Origin of the sequence: Paenibacillus hodogayensis, assembly GCF_039536325.1 — a bacterium.
In the GTDB taxonomy this organism is placed as follows: domain Bacteria; phylum Bacillota; class Bacilli; order Paenibacillales; family NBRC-103111; genus Paenibacillus_AB; species Paenibacillus_AB hodogayensis.
Genome location: NZ_BAAAYO010000005.1, coordinates 60,085 through 76,527, shown reverse-complemented (window position 1 = coordinate 76,527; position 16,443 = coordinate 60,085). Strand labels below are relative to the sequence as shown.

Here is a 16,443-nt window from a genome sequence, read left to right as displayed (position 1 = left end):
CCATATATAGGATTGGAGTTTATTCTCCCGTTTAAGCCTTCAGTTCAAACACCGCACGGCGTTCTCCCACTTCCGTGCCCCCGTCATTGGCGATGACGTTCGGCACAAGCGCGTACAGCCGCTCTATCGTCTCCCGATTGCCGTATTCGATCCGCTCCAGGATGGATGCGATGATGCACGGCCATACATGCTCGGCTCCGTCGGATACTTTCAACGATATACCGATTCTTTCTTTTCTCAGCCCGATGCCGTATACGCCCTTCGCGCCGCCCTTTGCGGACAGGTTAGAGTCTTTGAGCAGCGCCGAGCAAACGAAACGCGTATCCGCTATCATATCCGGGTTTTCGTTCATCAAGCGGGCCATTCGGGCTGCTGCCTCCCGGGTGTCCGCATCGCCGATGAGGTCGGGACAGGCGAGCTTCAAAAAGGAATAAGCGATGCTATGCAAAGGCAGCGCGAAAATCGGCAAGCCGCAGCCGTCAACGCCTTGGGGAATCGAAGCTTCCGGAACTTCCGCGATGGAAGCGAGCGTTTGCACGATTTCCCGCTGAACGGGATGATCGGGGCTATAATACGTGCGCTCGTCCCAGCCCATATGCTTGCTCAGCGCGATGAGGCCGATATGCTTGCCCGAGCAGTTGTGGAAAATTTTTCGCTTCGCTTCGTGCGCCCGATGGCGCTCCGCCTTGGCGTCTTCATTGAGCGGATAAGTCGCGCAGCAATGGAGGCTTTCCTCCGCAATGCCGGTTTTGCGCAGCATCGATTCCAGCGCCTCGATGTGAAAAGCTTCCCCGCGATGGGACGCGGCGAACAGTGCGGCTTCATGGCCGTCAAGTCCGTAAATCTCGTCAATGCGCCTTTTCATCGCCGGAATCGCCTGGAACGGCTTGGCCGCAGAGCGGAGAAAGGTTAGATGCTGCGGGTCTCCCGACGCATACAAGACACGGCCTTTCTCATCCACGATGCTGACCGCTCCGTAATGTACGTTCTCCAGTACGCCTCCGCGGTATTCCTCAACCAATGGTACAAATCCCATCTTGCTTCCCCCCATATGGACTGTAATAAGCCGTTTTACGGTTCCAAGCCGCTATTCCAAAGAAAAAAAACGGTTTTGCGACATCAATCCCGAGCCGATCGTAACGGCTTGTTCATGCAGCTCCGAACGAACGATTTGGAACGATTCCCGCAATGGCTCCCAGGCGAACCGGGAATAACAAAGGTCGACCACTTCGTCTACTATTTCCGGAAACTTATCCGCAAGCTCTCCGCTCAAAATAACGCTGTCGGGGTTATACATGCACACGATATTGTTAATCGTAATCGCCATATACATAAGCGCGCGGTCGATCAAATACATGGCCCACCGCTCTCCCGCCCGTCTCGCTTCGAACAGCTCTTCGATCGAACGGACCGGATGCAACTTGTTCGCTTCCGACAGCAGCGAGTTGATGTTGATATACGTCTGCAGGCAGCCCGCCTTCCCGCAGTCGCACAACATGCCGTTCGGATCGATCGTCGTATGCCCGATTTCCCCGGCGCTGTTCGTCTTGCCTCGATAAATTTCCCCTTCGACGATAAGCGCGGAACCGACTCCATTGCCGAAGCCGAGCAACGCCGTGCGATTGGAGCCGATGGCGGCGCCCTTCAAATGCTCGGCAAGCGCTTTCACCTTGAGCTCGTTGTCAACGGCCACATCGTAGCCCGTAATCTCCTTCAACCGTTCGGCTAACCGAACGTTTTTCCAGCCAAGCTGGACAGAGAAGACAACGACTCCCTTGGCGTTGTCCACGATACCGGGAAGACCGACGCCGATGCCGATCAAGCGGGCGCAGTCGATATCGTTCGCCTTCGTTAACCGATCGATCTCGGCGCCGATCCGTTCGATCGTGGCATCCGCGCTTTCATTCGCAGATCGGGGGTACCGGCCGTCGGCTATAACATTTCCTTGTAAATCCACTATGCCGATATGAATCCGATGCCAATCCAACTCGACGCCTACCGATAGCACTGCCGCGTCTACCATGGCCAGCAGCGTCGACTTTCGGCCCAAGCCGCCGGGCGATACTTGCTCGGTCTCGAGCAAATACCCTTCCTCGGTCAGCTCGCCGACAATGCGGCTTATCGTCGTGGGACTCATTCCGGTTTGCTTGGCGATGGAGGCACGGGAGATCGGCTGCTGATTTTTAATAATTTCAAACACCGTGAGCCGGTTTTGCCGTTTCATAAAATCTTGATCGTGCTTTTTCACTGTCCATCTCCCCATTTTTTTCATCAGTGAAGTAATTAAAGCGGAATAACACGATATTTAATGGATTTCAGGTTATTTTTAAAGAAATTATGTTGTTTTTCAATTTATATTCTCCAGTGATATTAATAATAAAGGATGCACTAAAAAGATGTCAATATAAATAACACAAAAAACCGGATGCAAAAAAAGGCGGCTGCTCGCAGTCGCCCTTCTCGCTCGTTCTATAAGCTATGTCCTTCTACAACAGGCCGCCGCATTCCCGTACAACCCGCATCGCTTGGTGGTGCACGCTTTCGTCCATGACGGCCGTCAGCAGGTAATTTCGTCCCATCGTATCGTCCTCGCCGCCCGTGCTCATGCCGCTTGCACTGGCATCAGCCGCCGCCAATATAGCCGCGTTCGGATCGGAGAAATCGCCGCCGAGCGTCAAATTGCCGAGCCCGCCGAAGTCCGCCTGAATCGGATTCTCGATATGGTCGCTTCCTTCTCCGGGAAACCGGCCGATCGCATCGACGCGCATATCTTCGATCCTCAACGCCTTCAGCTTGGCCGCGGCCCCCTGCGCTTCCTCGTAGCTATGGAAATAAGCCAACACGTTTTTTTCCGTCATTGTTGCTATTCACCCGCCTCAGTCGTTATGCTGACGCTCGTCTGCCGCCGCAGCCCGTTCGGCCGCCTCGCGGTCGTCCTCGTCGGCAAGCGCCTCGGAAAACTCCACGTCCTCGTTTTTGGCCCATTCGTTATCGGTATCGTTATGGTTTGAGTTGGACTCGTTTACGAAACTCATCGTCATTTCCTCCTTCGGATGCATAGGGATTTGTACTTGTTCAGTTTTCCAAACCGGCGAAATGTTATACCCGCAAATAAGAAAAGCTTCGGATCGAAGCGTATTCGATCGTACAAAATTAGGATAACGATTCTTACATCTTATAACACGAGCAAGTGATAATGGTTATCACTATCAATGTCGATGCCACATTTGGCAAAATGAGCAGTGCGGCGCGAAACAAAGCCGGTTTCCCGGCTTTCGGCGCTTCGTAGCGCTCGAAAGAACACTATCTCAGCAAAGTGACAGGCATCCGGCACGGATAAGGTTCTTTCGGACACTATCCCCAGCCTCCACCGCCAAAATACGTCGGCTTCCCGGCTTTCGACACTTCGTAGCGCTCGAAAGAACACTATCTCAGCAACGTGGCAGGCATTCGGCGCGGATAAGGTTCTTTCGGACACTATCCCAACCTCCACCGCCTAAATACGCCGGTTCCCCGGCTTTCGAGGCTTCGTAGCGCTCGAAAGAATACTATCTCGGCAAAGTGACAGGCATCCGACGCGAAAAAGACCGCCTCCGCAGCGCAAGCGCCGGGTTCGCGGTCTTCGGTCTTCTGGGGCAAAACGTGTCAGTCGCCCAAAAACGCTTTTTTCATCCGTTCGAAAATCGATTTATTCTGCTCATGGGTATGCTCTCCGCTTTGTCTGGCGAATTCGCGGAGCAGCTCGCGCTGCTGGTCGTCCAGGCTCGTTGGCGTTACGACGACGACTTTCACCTGCTGGTCGCCCTGCCCGTAGCCGCGCAGCCGCGGAACGCCTTTGCCTTTCAGGCGGAAGTAGGTGCCAGTTTGCGTGCCGGCGGGAATTTTCAGCTTCACTTTTTCCGAAAGCGTCGGGATTTCGATCTCGTCGCCGAGCGCCGCCTGGGCAAACGTAAGCGGTACTTCGCAGAAAATATCGTCGCCCTCGCGTTCGAAGAAATCATGCGACTTGACGCGGATGACAATGTACAAATCCCCTGCGGGTCCGCCGCGCGTCCCGCCTTCTCCTTCGCCGGATACGCGCAGCTGGGCGCCGTCGTCCACGCCGGCCGGAATTTTCACGTGGATTTTGCGCTGACGCTTGATCTTGCCCGCGCCGTTGCAGGACGAGCACTTGTCCTTGACGATCGTTCCTTGCCCGTTGCAGGTCGAACAGACGCGCCGGTTGACGATGCGCCCGAATGCCGTATTTTGTACGACCTCCTGCTGTCCGGAGCCCCGGCACGTCTGACACGTCTCGGGTTTCGTTCCCGGCTTCGCGCCGGAGCCGTGACAATTGTCGCACGTTTCCGTACGCGGAATCTGGATGTCCATCTCCTTGCCGAACACCGCTTCCTTGAATTCGATCGTCATCGTATACTGCAGGTCCGCCCCGCGCTGCGGCGCGTTCGGATTGCGGCGCTGACCGCCGCCCCCGCCGAAGAACATATCGAAAATATCGCCGAAGCCGCCGAAATCCTGCTGCCCCCCGAAGCCGCCGCCCATGCCCTGACTCGGATCGGCCGTGCCGAACCGGTCGTAGTTGGCCCGCTTCTGGCTGTCGCTCAGCACCTCGTACGCATCCTTCGCTTCCTTGAACTTGTCGGCGGCGTCATCCGCCTTGTTCACGTCCGGATGGTACTGGCGGGCCAATCGGCGGTACGCCTTCTTGATATCGTCCTCGGAGGCGTCCTTGCCGACTCCGAGCACTTCATATAAATCCCGGTTGCTCACCGTTCCACCTCCCCCAAAACTTCGCCCCGAAAAAGGGGCGTATTTTTCTTCGCAGCCCGCATCGATATAGCCGCTATTGCAAAACGAAAGTCAAAGCCAAGGATAGCCCTGGCTTTGACCTTAGACGAAATGTTCGCTCGCCTTCGTCCGAACAGCTTACTTCTTGTCGTCCACGACTTCGTAGTCGGCGTCGACGACGTTATCCCGCTTAGGACCTTCCGAGCCGCCGGCTTCCGCTCCGCCCTGTTGAGCTTGCGCGTCTTGAGCCGCTTGCTCGTACAGCTTGACGGACAGCTGCTGAACGATTTCGGACAACGATTCGGTCGCTTTCGTGATCGTTTCGAGGTCGTTGCCTTCCAGCGCCTTTTTCAGTTCTTCCTTGGCCGCATTGGCTTTGTCGATTTCCGCTTGGTCGACCTTGTCGCCGAGATCTTTGACCGTTTTGTCGACGGTGTAGATCAGCTGATCGGCCTGATTGCGCGCTTCGACCAGATCCTTGCGCTTGCGGTCTTCTTCGGCATGCGCCTCGGCGTCCTTCATCATTTTATCGATTTCCTCGTCGCTCAAGCCGCTCGAGGACGTAATCGTAATTTTTTGGCTTTTGCCGGTTCCTTTATCGAGAGCGGATACGTTCACGATGCCGTTGGCGTCGATATCGAACGTAACTTCGATTTGCGGTACGCCGCGCGGAGCCGGAGGAATGTCGCCGAGCATAAACCGACCCAGCGTTTTATTGTCGGCGGCCATGGAGCGCTCGCCTTGCAGCACGTGAATTTCCACGCTTGTCTGGCTGTCCGCGTAGGTCGAGTACACTTGCGATTTGCTTGTCGGGATCGTCGTATTGCGGTCGATCATCTTCGTGAACACGCCGCCGGCCGTCTCGATGCCGAGCGACAGCGGAGTAACGTCGAGCAGCACGACGTCTTTGACGTCGCCCGTCAGGACGCCCGCTTGAATCGCCGCGCCGAGCGCCACGACTTCGTCCGGGTTAACGCCTTTGTGCGGCTCTTTGCCGATCAACTTCTTGATCGCTTCCTGTACGGCCGGAATCCGCGTGGAGCCGCCGACGAGCACGACCTTGTTGATTTCGTTGGTCGAAAGCCCGGAATCGCTGAGCGCTTGACGCGTAGGGCCGAGCGTACGCTCTACCAGTTGCGCGGAAATTTCTTCAAACTTGGCGCGGGTCAGGCTCAACTCCAAGTGCTGCGGTACGCCGTCTACAACCGTAATAAACGGCAGCGAGATCGTCGTCGTCAGTACGGTGGACAGCTCTTTCTTCGCTTTCTCGGCCGCATCCTTCAAACGTTGAACGGCCGCCTTGTCCTTGCTCAGGTCAATGCCGTGCTCTTTTTTGAATTCGGCTACGAGGTGATCCATAACGACTTGGTCAAAGTCGTCGCCGCCAAGACGGTTGTCCCCGCTCGTCGCTTTTACTTCGAAGATGCCGTCGCCGAGCTCGAGGATCGAGACGTCGAACGTGCCGCCGCCAAGGTCGTATACGAGAATCGTCTGGTTCGTGTCCTGCTTGTCAAGGCCGTAAGCAAGCGCGGCAGCCGTCGGCTCGTTGACGATCCGGAGCACTTCCAGACCAGCGATTTTGCCCGCATCCTTCGTCGCTTGACGCTGGCTGTCGTTAAAGTAGGCCGGAACGGTAATAACGGCTTGCGAAACGGTCGATCCCAGGTACGCTTCGGCATCGGCTTTCAGCTTTTGCAAAATCATCGCCGAAATCTCTTGTGCCGAGTAATTGTTGTCGTCGATCTTTTCCTTGTGGTTTGTGCCCATATGGCGCTTGATCGAGATGATCGTGCGGTCCGGGTTCGTGATCGCCTGGCGCTTGGCCGTTTCACCGACGACGCGCTCGCCGTCTTTCTTGAAGCCTACGACAGAAGGAGTCGTCCGGTTTCCTTCCACGTTGGGAATGACGACCGCCTCGCCGCCTTCCATAACCGCTACGCAAGAGTTTGTCGTGCCGAGGTCGATTCCGATTACTTTACTCATATTCAATACCCTCCTAAAGGTTGTCGTGAACCGTTTGATATGTCCTATACCCGATATCGAAAACGCATGATCGTCTTCGGGGGAAATCCGGCGCGAATCAGCCGCTTACTTTGACCATCGCCGGACGCAAAACCTTGTCCTTCAATATATAACCGGTTTGCATCTCTTCCAAAACGATGCCCTCTTCATGCTCCTCGGATTCCACCTGCATAATCGCCTGATGGAATTCGGGATTGAACGGAGCGCCGACCGATTCGATCCGCTTCAGACCTTCTTGGGCCAGCACTTGATCGAGCTGCCGGTAAATCATGTCTACGCCCTTGAGGAGCGCTTCGGAGTCGCTGCTGTCTTTGGACACGGCCAGCGCTCTTTCGAAGTTGTCGACGATCGGCAGCAGTTGCTCGATCAGCTTCGCGGAAGCGTATTTCGCGAAATCTTCCTTCTCCTGACGCGACCGGCGGCGGAAATTGTCAAAATCGGCCTGCGTACGCAAGTAGCGCTGGTAATGCTCGTCGGCCAGCTTGCGCTGCTCCGCCAGTTCGCCCTCGGCTTCCGCCTCTTTTGAATTGTCTGCCGATTCGGACGCTTCGGCTTCACCGCTGACGGTTTCTTCCGCAACGTTCTCTTCGCCTTGCTTCACTTCCTCTTCCTGCTCGAGAGTCGCTTGACGCTTCTCTTGTTCGGTCACACCGTACACCTCCATCATCGTCGAAAACAGCTTTTTATTTCAATCGTCGGATTTCATTTTAATAACCGTATGAATGCGCAGCACCGCTGCCGCCACTTCTCCGGCAGCCCGCAAAGCGTGCATCTTCACCGGAGTCGGGTCGATGACTCCGCTCGCCAAACAATCGGCCACATGGCCGGTGTCGCAATCGATGCCGTGCCTGTCCGACTGCTCCGCCAGCTGCGCCGCCTTGACGGCCTCGACCTTTTCCAGGGGATTGAAGCCGGCGTTCTGGGCCATCTGGGCGAGCGGCTTGCGCAGCGCCTGGGCCACCGCCTCGACGCCGAACGCCTCCAGACCGGCGACGGTCTCGCGATAACGCTCCAGCTCGTGGGCGATCGCCACTTCGACCGAGCCGCCTCCGGGCAAATACCCGCCGCGTATGGCCGCCTGGACAGCGGCGGCGGCGTCCTGGGCGATGCGCGCCCGCTCGCCGACCACCTCGCGTGTGCTCGCGCCGACCAGCACGGTGGCGGTCGGCTTGCCCGCTCCGCCGGCCACCCGGACCCGCCGGATGCGCGTATCGTACAGCAGCGTGGCGCAGCGGCCGGTATAGGCCGCCAGCTCCGCCTCCGGCTTGCCGAGCGCGGACCGTCTAGCCGGCCTCGCCCCGGTATGCTCGCACAGCCGTTCCAGCTCGCGCTTGGGCACCCGCTGCAGCAGCATGATGCCGTGGTCGGCGCAAAACTGCTCCGCTTCGGGATCGGCTCCTCGATCGAGCGCCACCAGCCGCACGTTCAAGGCGAGCAGCTTGCGAAGATGGCCGGCGAACCGTTCCTTCAGCTTCATAAAGGTCTGAAAGCCGGCTTCCGTAACGAGCGCCTCTTCCTCCAGCTTCTCCGGCTCCAGCGAGTCGTACAACACAAGGACGGCCGAATCCGCCAGTGCTTCCTCAAACTGCTGCGCTTGGAACGGCTTCTGCTCCAACAGTAGCCCCGGCCATACTTCGCTGGACTGCCTTTCGTGCGAAGAGACCAGGTCGGCGAACCGAAAGCCGTCGGCGAGCAGCCTTTCCTGCCCGAGCCGGACCGCCGCTTCCACGACGAGCTCGGCGATATCGCCATGCTCGCGTCCCGCAACGAACGCGATCCGGTACAGGATCGGATCGTCCGGGCCGTTCACGGTGCGCGAGCGGGCCAGCATCCGCTCTGAGGCGAAGCCGACTCCGTCCGTAATGCCTTGCACGACCTTGGCGACGGGAACACCCTTCACGACTTGGGCGACGCCTTCGGATACGAGAGCGCCGGCGAGCACGGTGGCCGTCGTCGTGCCGTCGCCGATCTGCTCCTGCTGCGATCGTGCCACCTGCACGAGCATGCGGGCGGCCGGATGCGAGACGTCCATCTTCTCCAAAATGGTGGCCCCGTCGTTCGTCACCAGCACTTCTCCGCGCGCCCCGACCAGCATCGTGTCGAGCCCCTTAGGGCCGAGCGTGCCTTCCACGGCCGAGCAGATCGCCCGGATGGCCGCGGCGTTGTTCAACAGGGCGGCGTGACGTTCTTCTCCCTCATGCTTCGCTTGGCTCATAGCGTTCCTACCTCTTTCGCAAGTCAGCCTGTCTAACCCGCCTTATTTGTACCAGCGGGCCATCATCAGAGCCATATCTTTCGATAAATGGTCCAGCAGGCTGATCACTTTCCCATATTCCATTCTCGTAGGTCCGAGAATGCCGACCGTTCCGAGCAATTGTCCGTCTATGGAATAGGATGCCGTTATTAAACTGCAGTTATTAATCGCTTCGACGCTGTTTTCCGTGCCGATGCGCACCTGAATGCCCCGCGGGGCGGCCGAGAACAGCTTGACGAGCGTATGGGCTTCGTCGAACAGATCGAGGATGCCCTTGACCTTGTCGACATCCTTGAACTCGGGCTGCGTCAGCATGTTCGTCGAACCGCTGACGAAGATGCGGTCCTCCTCGTCGCTTTGCAGCGTGCTCTCGATCATGCGGGTCAATTCCTCGTACTTCGACACGTATTTGCCCAGCTCGGAGCTCACTTCGCTGTGCAGTCTGGACTTGAAATGAATAAGCGGCACCCCGGATAGCCGGGCGTTCATCAGGTTCACGATTCGTTCCAGCTCGCCGACGGGCATGCCTTCGGGGATGGCAATGATTTTGTTTTCCACATGTCCGGTGTTGGTCACGATGATCGCTACGGCCGACGTATCGTTCAGCGGCACGATCTGCAAATGCTTCAGCGTCGTATTCAGCAGCTCCGGGCCAAGCACGATCGACGTATAGTTCGTCAGGCTCGACAGCACCGTCGCCACGTGCTGAATCATATGCTCCATCTCTTGCAGCCTTTCGGCGAAAAACAGCTTCAAGACGTCCAGTTCCTTGACGGACAAGCTTCCCAGCTTAACCAGATGGTCCACGTAATAGCGGTAGCCTTTATGTGAAGGGATGCGTCCCGCCGAGGTGTGAGGCTGCTCCAGAAATCCGAGCTCCTCCAGATCCGACATTTCATTGCGGATCGTAGCCGGACTGAACCCGACATCGCTCCGCTTGGAAATCGTCCGTGACCCGACAGGCTCGGCTGAACGAATGTAGTCGTCGACAATGGTGCTCAAAATCAATTTTTGACGTTCAGATAACATGCACGGACCTCCTTTAAATTCCAAGCTTCAAGCGAGCCGTTAGCACTCAATCGAAAGGAGTGCTAAACCTTATTACAAAAATACCAAAAAGAAAAGCCCCTTGTCAAGTCAGTCAAGGCGCTTCAACACGGCTATTTCGTCGCAATTATGCTGCTTTTTGCAATGGATGCAATCCGTCCAAACCTTCTCCGGGAATATTTCCTTTTGGACGACCTCAAACCCGTTTTTCTCGAAAAACGCCACCTCGTAGGTAAGGGCCATAATTTTCGGAATTTCCTGCTCTCTCGCCTCGCCGGTCAGGAAGTCGACCAGCTTGCGGCCGATCCCTTGTCCCTTGTACCCGTCGCTTACGCCGAGGGAGCGAATTTCCACCAGATCTTGGCCGAGCCGGAACAGCGAGCCGCAGCCGACGAACCGGCCTTCGTATTCCGCGATCACGAACGTATCGATATGGCGGCCGAGCGCTTCCTTCGAGCGCGGCAGCATAATTCCTTTTTCCGCATAAGATTGAATGATGTCATAGAGCGAGTCGACGTCGTCCGGTGTCGCTCTTCTGCAAGTTACTGTCATCGCACTTCCCACCCGTTATTCAATAATATGAATAAATATACAACAAGCGCACGCGCGTTTCAAGAACAATCTTGGGCAGCGCGGAAATTTTGCATGGAGAAAAGGGAGAGCGCGACGCTCACCCTTCATTCCTTCTCTTCGGCCGTCCGCGCAAATTTTGGGGAAGGAGCCGGTGCCTTCGATAAAACGCCAATCCTTTAAACAATTGGAAATTTATTCGGCACCGGCCGACCAAACATTCAAATCGGTACGGAACTGGATTCGTCCCGGCTCGCCCAACCGGGCATACGCGCGTTCGGTCCATTCGTAGCCCTCCCAGCGCTTCCCGGTCACAATGATCGTCGTCGGCCACAGCATCGCCGCCAGTTGGGGCAAATCCGCGTGGCGCAACATATTGACGACCTCATAGCCTTCTCCCAGTCGTTCCGGATCGTCGGCGCGCGTAAAGCTGGACGGCATGTCCTCCAACACGAGGGTGGAGACGCTTCCGTCGAGTAATACCGCCAGAAGCGCAACGACGGCCATCTCTCCTGCTCCCGCCAGCAAAATGCGGTCCCGGTCGACCTCTGGCATCAGGCGAACGGCCTCCAAGCCACGCAGCGCGTCCCATACCCGCATCGCCGCGACGGTTTGGCCGATAAGCGCTGCAGCCCGGCGAATATGCCAGTTCAGCTCCGTTCCCCAAGCCGTATCGCCCGTCCCCCGTACGTCGATGCGGGCTTTGATCCATTCACCCTTCAAGCCGGCCAGGCTGCGGAACGGCTCCTCTTCCTTCCGATGAGACGATTGCCGCAAACAAACCGCGGCAGGCCGTATGGAGTCGTTCGCTCGGCCGCGAAGCTCTCCATTCAATCGCCACTCCCCCTCGGACGCAAACGAAAATTTGCGCGAGAAGCTGTCTCCGTTCCAATATTCCTGTTCCAGCTCCACCGCAAGCGGCAGCGGCTGTTCCGGAAACGCGCCGAAGCATTCCTTGCGAACGCCGACAAGCAGCCGCGTTTTCTCGGCGGCAAGCTGGTCGGCCGACCGGATGTCCGTCGGCTCCGGCAGCCGGATCAGCCAATTTTGCACGGTCGTCGACCGATCGTCGGCGGGTGGCTGGCCCTTGAACACAAGCAACTGCTCCTCCGGAAGCTTCACGCCGTCGAAATCGGCAGCTTCGTCAGTTGTCGTCGGCCTGCCCGCCAAATGGGTCAAAAACCAGCTAAAAATTCGTTTTCGCGATGCCGGGGTATACATGTGCTGCTCACGAAACGCCAACAGATCGATCTTGTCGCCGGCGCCCAGATTCACGTACAACTCCTTCAACTTCTCGTACACTTGCCGCACCGCATCGATCCGGAATACGCGGTCGCGGTCGGGCGCCACGATCAGCACCGGCCGGGGAGCCGCCAGGGCGTAGCTTTCCGCCGACGACCAGCCGTCGGCATTGTTCGGAAAGTTGCAGTCGCAATGGTAATCGAGCGTCCGTTCGCGGATATGCGAGGCGAGATCCCCGGTTCCCGACGATGAGGCCATTGCCTTGACTCGGTCGTCGGCGCAAGCGGTCCACCAGCTGATGCTTCCTCCGCCTGAATGCCCGGTTACGCCGAGCCGCCGCTCGTCCACCTCATCGAGTTCGCCAAGCAGGTCAAGACCGCGAATGGCGTTCCACACCTCCGCCGCAGCCGGCGTATACCCTCTGCTGACCCAATCGAAATTGCCGCGTGAGTAAGTGCCGTGGTGAACGCCCTGTACTTCGCCAAGCTGGATCGTATCCAATACAAGCGTCACGAAGCCTTCCTGGGCAAAGCGGCGCGCATGCTCCTGGTAATTGACTTTCTGCGTCTGGTGGTGTCCGCACAAATACAGCACACCCGGAGCCGGAGCTGTCAAGGCGGCCGGTATGTACAGGTTGGCTGCAACATACAGTCCGGGCAAGCTCTGATAGTGCAGTTTGTCGATCCGGTGCGTCCCGCAATCGACCGAACCCGTGATCCTCACATGCATGGGGGTGCGTTCTTCCGCCAAATAGACGTCAATGCCAAGCATTTCGTGAAATCTCCGCTGCCGGTCCTTGCGCCAGCGCTCAAAATCCGCCGCCGTGCGAAAAACAGGCAAAGCTCTATCCGACGCGGCCTTAGCCGCCTGATTCAAATACGTTTTCATATGCATCTCTTCATCCGTCCTTTTACCGTTTGATTCGATACAATCTTTAAGACTATTATAGGGCGCTGGGCAATGATGATCCACAACCATATGTTCCGTGAAACGAAGCGCGAAACAGAGACCTCGTCAGTCAAGGTCCCTGTTTGTCCCATTATCGCTTTCGATTCAAGTCTGGATGGAGCCAAACGTTTTAAATGCAGCCAACCCTGTTCCAATGTATTGAAATTTCGCCGTGCCATTGGCGGCGATTCCGGAAGTATGCCCGGGCGCAGAGATGGCGGAGACGCCCGCGACCGTACATTTGTATACGCGATCCGCAGCGTATGCGATCGCACCTGCTGCGTACGATGTGGAAGGCGCCCAAGCTGCCGTGGACGCATATCCGCCGGCTACGCATACCCAGCCGATTTCTCCCCCGGGTATCGGATTCGTATGATAAACAATATCCCGCTGCGACCACCGGTTGCCATCGTTCGGGATCGCCGCGCCGTAGGTGACGACAGGCGCGAGCACATTCGCGGGATTCGTAAACCTGTTGCCAAGCAGCATAGGCTGGGGCTCTCCCGACGTGACAAGGAGGTCCTCCAATTGCGCGTCGACGGAAACGTTCCCGACCAGAACGGCCCTCTGATAGGTCCGGATCGATCGTTGCGTATCGCGAATCACGTTGCCAATCGCCAAGGAATTCGGATATGCCAAGGAAAGCCCGGTAGCCCCGCCTTCGAATTGATTGAACGCAAACAACGGCTCGCGCAGCGAATTTACCCCCCCGGCTACGCACGGATTGGTGGTTCCCTCCGTCCGGAAGCTGTTGCCAAGCAGAAGGAAACCTTTGCCCCCGCCAGGCTTCATAGTCAGGTTTGCCGCGTAGTTCAACGCCTGTACCTCGTTTCCGATCAGCTTCAGGTCATTCGTGGCCGAACCGTTGGCGTTCATGAAAATCCCGTTGCGTACACCCCGGATCTGGTTATGGTGGATGGAACAGCTCGTCACGTCTTTACCGATATAGATGCCGCCGCCGACTAAACCGTCGTTGATGTTGTGGACTACATTGCCGCTAATAATCGTATTATGCGCGTATTCCACGCCGATCGCGGCTTCGTAGCTGTCCTTCGCCGCAACGTTGCCGCAGTCGCTTATAAAATTGTTCACGACCGAATTGGAATGGGTATAGTAAATTTGTCCGTCTTCCCCCGTACCGTGCACATTGATGCAGGCGAGACGCGTCGTCGTATCCGTTACATACATATCCGGCTTACCGCCGCCGCATATTGTATTATTGGAAGCTACATTATGATGCGTGCCCTTGTCGAAATCGATCGAGGTCAATGTCTTCCCCTCAAAATGACAATTGACGATTTTATTGTACCGGGTCGCGCCGCCCGCCAATTCGATGACATTCCAGGAAAACTCGCCCTCGAAGCGGCAAGAGTCGATGACGACCTGCTCCAAATGATGCTCGAATGTCGGCTTCATCTGCAGCCAATCAGAATGCAAACGGATACAAAACCCGACTCCAGCTGTCCCCTTCTGGACGAACGAGCAGCGTACGATCTGGATATTGCGGCATCCTCCGACACCGCCGCCCGTACCTGTACTCGTATCGCCGTTATCCTTAGCAGACAGGAGCAGTACTGGACCCGACGGGCGTCCGTAGCCACTGTCGTAACCGGCATCCCTGAACAGGACGTTTTCGATCGTGCAATCTTCCGCATCGTTGACCAGCATCGTATAGCTGATGCGATGCTCAAGCGGATTTCTGCCCGACCCATGCTGGTCCAGTACAAGATCGCGCACTTCCGCCCCCGCCGTTCCGACCAGTTCCACCATCGCCCGATAGCTTTCGTTCCAGCCTGACGTTTGCGACGCTTTCAAAACGGTACGAGCTCCCTCGCCCTGCAGAACTACGCCGCTTTTCATTTGAAGCGGTCCGGTCAGCATATAGACGCCGTACGGAATGAAAACCATCCCGCCACCCTTATCGCTTAAGCAATCGATTGCTTTTTGAATGGCAGCCGTGCAGTCCGTACTGCCGTCTCCTATGGCGCCGAACCGGGTGACTGAGCAAATCGGCATATCGGTCGGACATTCATTGCCGTATACGTATCCGGTTACGGTCCCTTCGCCCTGCAGCTGACTCGCCTGCATCATACCGCCTGATCCGAGCGCGACTGCCGCCATGCCCATCGAAGCCAGCAGCTTTCTGCGGCTGATCGCAGGTTTCGATTGCGTATTTTCTCCCATTCTCGCACCTCTTCCATTTCAAATAGTGTTTATTGCCTGCTCTCGGCAATCACTTTGACCGCTTCTTCCTCCGCCGCACGAAATGCGGTGTTCATGTCGATATCTCCGACAGCAAGGGGAAAAATTTGTTTCCGGTACACCGACACCAGCTTGGCGTCATATTCCGTTTTGGGAGCAATCGGCGCAGGCTTGTTTTGCAGGAAAGCGGCATAGTTTTTGTCCCCGAACCCAGTATCCCGACCGAGCCGCTGCCTGACTGCATCCGTATTGAGAACCGGAATAAGTCCTTTGCCGGCTATATGATTTTGATACGTTTCCGACACCATATATTTCAGCACTTTCATGGCGGCATCTTTGTTTTTCGTCTGTGAGGTCAGTCCGAAGTAGGTCGACGCCAATTGACTGCCAACTCCAGGCATATCGGGGAAAACCGGCAGCGGCAAAATGTCCCACTTCATCGTCTTCAATTCCGTCGGGACGGAAGTTGGAAGCGTATTCAAATAAACGAGCATGGCGAGGTTTTGTTCTTTCGCGAACTGATTCAGACCCGGCAAATCCTTAAGCGCACGCATGCCTTCGCGATACCCGGCCATCTGGGCCGGCCGGACAAATACCGTGTCGAACAGCCGGCGCCACCGTTCATCCGTCTGGATCGTCGGCAAGCTTGTATTCAAATCCGCATGCTGAATCGACAACGAACTCAAATTGACCATTGCATTATTGGCCGCGAACCCGTAGTACTGCTTGCCGCCGTCCATACGGGTCATTTTTTTGGCCAGCTCGAGCACCTCGTCCCAGGTCATGTCCGCTTTCGGATAAGGAACGCTGAATGCATCGAAAATGTCCTGGTTGTAGAAAAGCGCCAAATTGCTGCTTACAACGGGCAAGCCATACATTTTGCCACCGGACGCCTGTTTAACCGCCTCGACAACCGTCGGCTCGAGCAGACTCAGATCGATGCCATACTGTTTGATCGAATCCGTCATATCGAATTCCAGCTTGTGGCCGATCAGCCTGCTTTCGTAATTGCCGATCGAATCGAGGTAAATGTCTATTCGGGTTCCTGCGGCAATCAGATCATCCATCGACGTGCCATTGCCCTTTTGTATGTACTTGATCGTATAAGCGGGAAAAGCCTTGCGTATCGCGTCTCCGTAGTTCTGGTCGAATATGTTCGCGGACATGCCGTTTTCCGAAAAAAAGATCAGCTCCGCAGGTTCCGTATCCGGTTTGTCCGCATTTCCACCACTGCTTTTGTTCCGGCGGTCTCCTGCAGTATTGCCGGCTGCCCCTGTCCCCTCGACATCGGAGCCTTTGCCGCAGGCGGACAATCCGGCTGCGGCAGCAACCATAATAATCAGGCAAATAAAACTTTTCATCCGCATGGC

At 56.6% G+C, this 16,443-nt stretch carries 13 protein-coding genes; all 13 read right to left on the bottom strand.

Features of this window, described 5'->3' with window-relative positions:
- Nucleotides 1–31: 31 nt before the first annotated feature.
- Nucleotides 32–1,036 carry an asparaginase gene (locus ABD796_RS09800; protein WP_344906622.1) on the bottom strand — a complete coding sequence of 335 codons (1,005 nt, stop codon included), beginning with the start codon at nucleotides 1,034–1,036 and terminating at the stop codon, nucleotides 32–34.
- A 51-nt stretch (nucleotides 1,037–1,087) separates the two neighbouring features.
- A complete protein-coding gene (locus tag ABD796_RS09795) occupies nucleotides 1,088–2,248 on the bottom strand; it encodes an ROK family transcriptional regulator (RefSeq protein ID WP_344906619.1) in 1,161 nt (386 codons plus the stop codon).
- A gap of 238 nt (nucleotides 2,249–2,486) precedes the next feature.
- Complete coding sequence (locus ABD796_RS09790) at nucleotides 2,487–2,858, bottom strand: hypothetical protein (RefSeq protein ID WP_344906616.1); 372 nt, start codon at nucleotides 2,856–2,858, stop codon at nucleotides 2,487–2,489.
- Nucleotides 2,859–2,876: 18 nt separating this feature from the next.
- Nucleotides 2,877–3,035 (bottom strand): YfhD family protein, encoded by a 159-nt coding sequence (locus tag ABD796_RS09785; protein ID WP_344906613.1) that lies wholly within the window; start codon nucleotides 3,033–3,035, stop codon nucleotides 2,877–2,879.
- Between the two features lie 610 nt (nucleotides 3,036–3,645).
- On the bottom strand, nucleotides 3,646–4,770 hold the full coding sequence (gene dnaJ / locus ABD796_RS09780; RefSeq protein ID WP_344906610.1) for a molecular chaperone DnaJ: 1,125 nt from the start codon (nucleotides 4,768–4,770) through the stop codon (nucleotides 3,646–3,648).
- Between the two features lie 156 nt (nucleotides 4,771–4,926).
- The gene (gene dnaK / locus ABD796_RS09775; protein ID WP_344906607.1) at nucleotides 4,927–6,771 is read right to left on the bottom strand and encodes a molecular chaperone DnaK; all 1,845 of its coding nucleotides are present in this window, start codon (nucleotides 6,769–6,771) and stop codon (nucleotides 4,927–4,929) included.
- A 97-nt stretch (nucleotides 6,772–6,868) separates the two neighbouring features.
- Entirely contained in the window at nucleotides 6,869–7,459 is a 591-nt protein-coding gene (gene grpE / locus ABD796_RS09770; RefSeq protein ID WP_344906605.1) for a nucleotide exchange factor GrpE, read from the bottom strand.
- Between the two features lie 39 nt (nucleotides 7,460–7,498).
- On the bottom strand, nucleotides 7,499–9,025 hold the full coding sequence (locus ABD796_RS09765; RefSeq protein ID WP_344906603.1) for a TCP-1/cpn60 chaperonin family protein: 1,527 nt from the start codon (nucleotides 9,023–9,025) through the stop codon (nucleotides 7,499–7,501).
- 42 nt (nucleotides 9,026–9,067) lie between these two features.
- Nucleotides 9,068–10,093: a heat-inducible transcriptional repressor HrcA gene (hrcA, locus tag ABD796_RS09760; protein ID WP_344906601.1), complete on the bottom strand. Its 1,026-nt coding sequence runs from the start codon at nucleotides 10,091–10,093 to the stop codon at nucleotides 9,068–9,070.
- Nucleotides 10,094–10,201: 108 nt separating this feature from the next.
- Entirely contained in the window at nucleotides 10,202–10,663 is a 462-nt protein-coding gene (locus tag ABD796_RS09755) for an N-acetyltransferase (protein ID WP_344906598.1), read from the bottom strand.
- Nucleotides 10,664–10,876: 213 nt separating this feature from the next.
- Nucleotides 10,877–12,817 carry an alpha/beta hydrolase family protein gene (locus ABD796_RS09750; protein ID WP_344906595.1) on the bottom strand — a complete coding sequence of 647 codons (1,941 nt, stop codon included), beginning with the start codon at nucleotides 12,815–12,817 and terminating at the stop codon, nucleotides 10,877–10,879.
- Nucleotides 12,818–12,976: 159 nt separating this feature from the next.
- Complete coding sequence (locus ABD796_RS09745; RefSeq protein ID WP_344906592.1) at nucleotides 12,977–15,055, bottom strand: glycosyl hydrolase family 28-related protein; 2,079 nt, start codon at nucleotides 15,053–15,055, stop codon at nucleotides 12,977–12,979.
- Between the two features lie 29 nt (nucleotides 15,056–15,084).
- A complete protein-coding gene (locus ABD796_RS09740) occupies nucleotides 15,085–16,440 on the bottom strand; it encodes an ABC transporter substrate-binding protein (protein WP_344906589.1) in 1,356 nt (451 codons plus the stop codon).
- Nucleotides 16,441–16,443 lie beyond the last annotated feature (3 nt).

What these genes read in the sequence shown, in the direction of transcription:
- ABD796_RS09800 (WP_344906622.1), bottom strand. Translation starts at nt 1,036, where the DNA reads ATGGGATTTGTACCATTGGTTGAGGAATACCGCGGAGGCGTACTGGAG.
- ABD796_RS09790 (WP_344906616.1), bottom strand. Translation starts at nt 2,858, where the DNA reads ATGACGGAAAAAAACGTGTTGGCTTATTTCCATAGCTACGAGGAAGCG.
- ABD796_RS09785 (WP_344906613.1), bottom strand. Translation starts at nt 3,035, where the DNA reads ATGAGTTTCGTAAACGAGTCCAACTCAAACCATAACGATACCGATAAC.
- dnaK (WP_344906607.1), bottom strand. Translation starts at nt 6,771, where the DNA reads ATGAGTAAAGTAATCGGAATCGACCTCGGCACGACAAACTCTTGCGTA.
- ABD796_RS09765 (WP_344906603.1), bottom strand. Translation starts at nt 9,025, where the DNA reads ATGAGCCAAGCGAAGCATGAGGGAGAAGAACGTCACGCCGCCCTGTTG.
- hrcA (WP_344906601.1), bottom strand. Translation starts at nt 10,093, where the DNA reads ATGTTATCTGAACGTCAAAAATTGATTTTGAGCACCATTGTCGACGAC.
- ABD796_RS09755 (WP_344906598.1), bottom strand. Translation starts at nt 10,663, where the DNA reads ATGACAGTAACTTGCAGAAGAGCGACACCGGACGACGTCGACTCGCTC.
- ABD796_RS09750 (WP_344906595.1), bottom strand. Translation starts at nt 12,817, where the DNA reads ATGCATATGAAAACGTATTTGAATCAGGCGGCTAAGGCCGCGTCGGAT.
- ABD796_RS09745 (WP_344906592.1), bottom strand. Translation starts at nt 15,055, where the DNA reads ATGGGAGAAAATACGCAATCGAAACCTGCGATCAGCCGCAGAAAGCTG.
- ABD796_RS09740 (WP_344906589.1), bottom strand. Translation starts at nt 16,440, where the DNA reads ATGCGGATGAAAAGTTTTATTTGCCTGATTATTATGGTTGCTGCCGCA.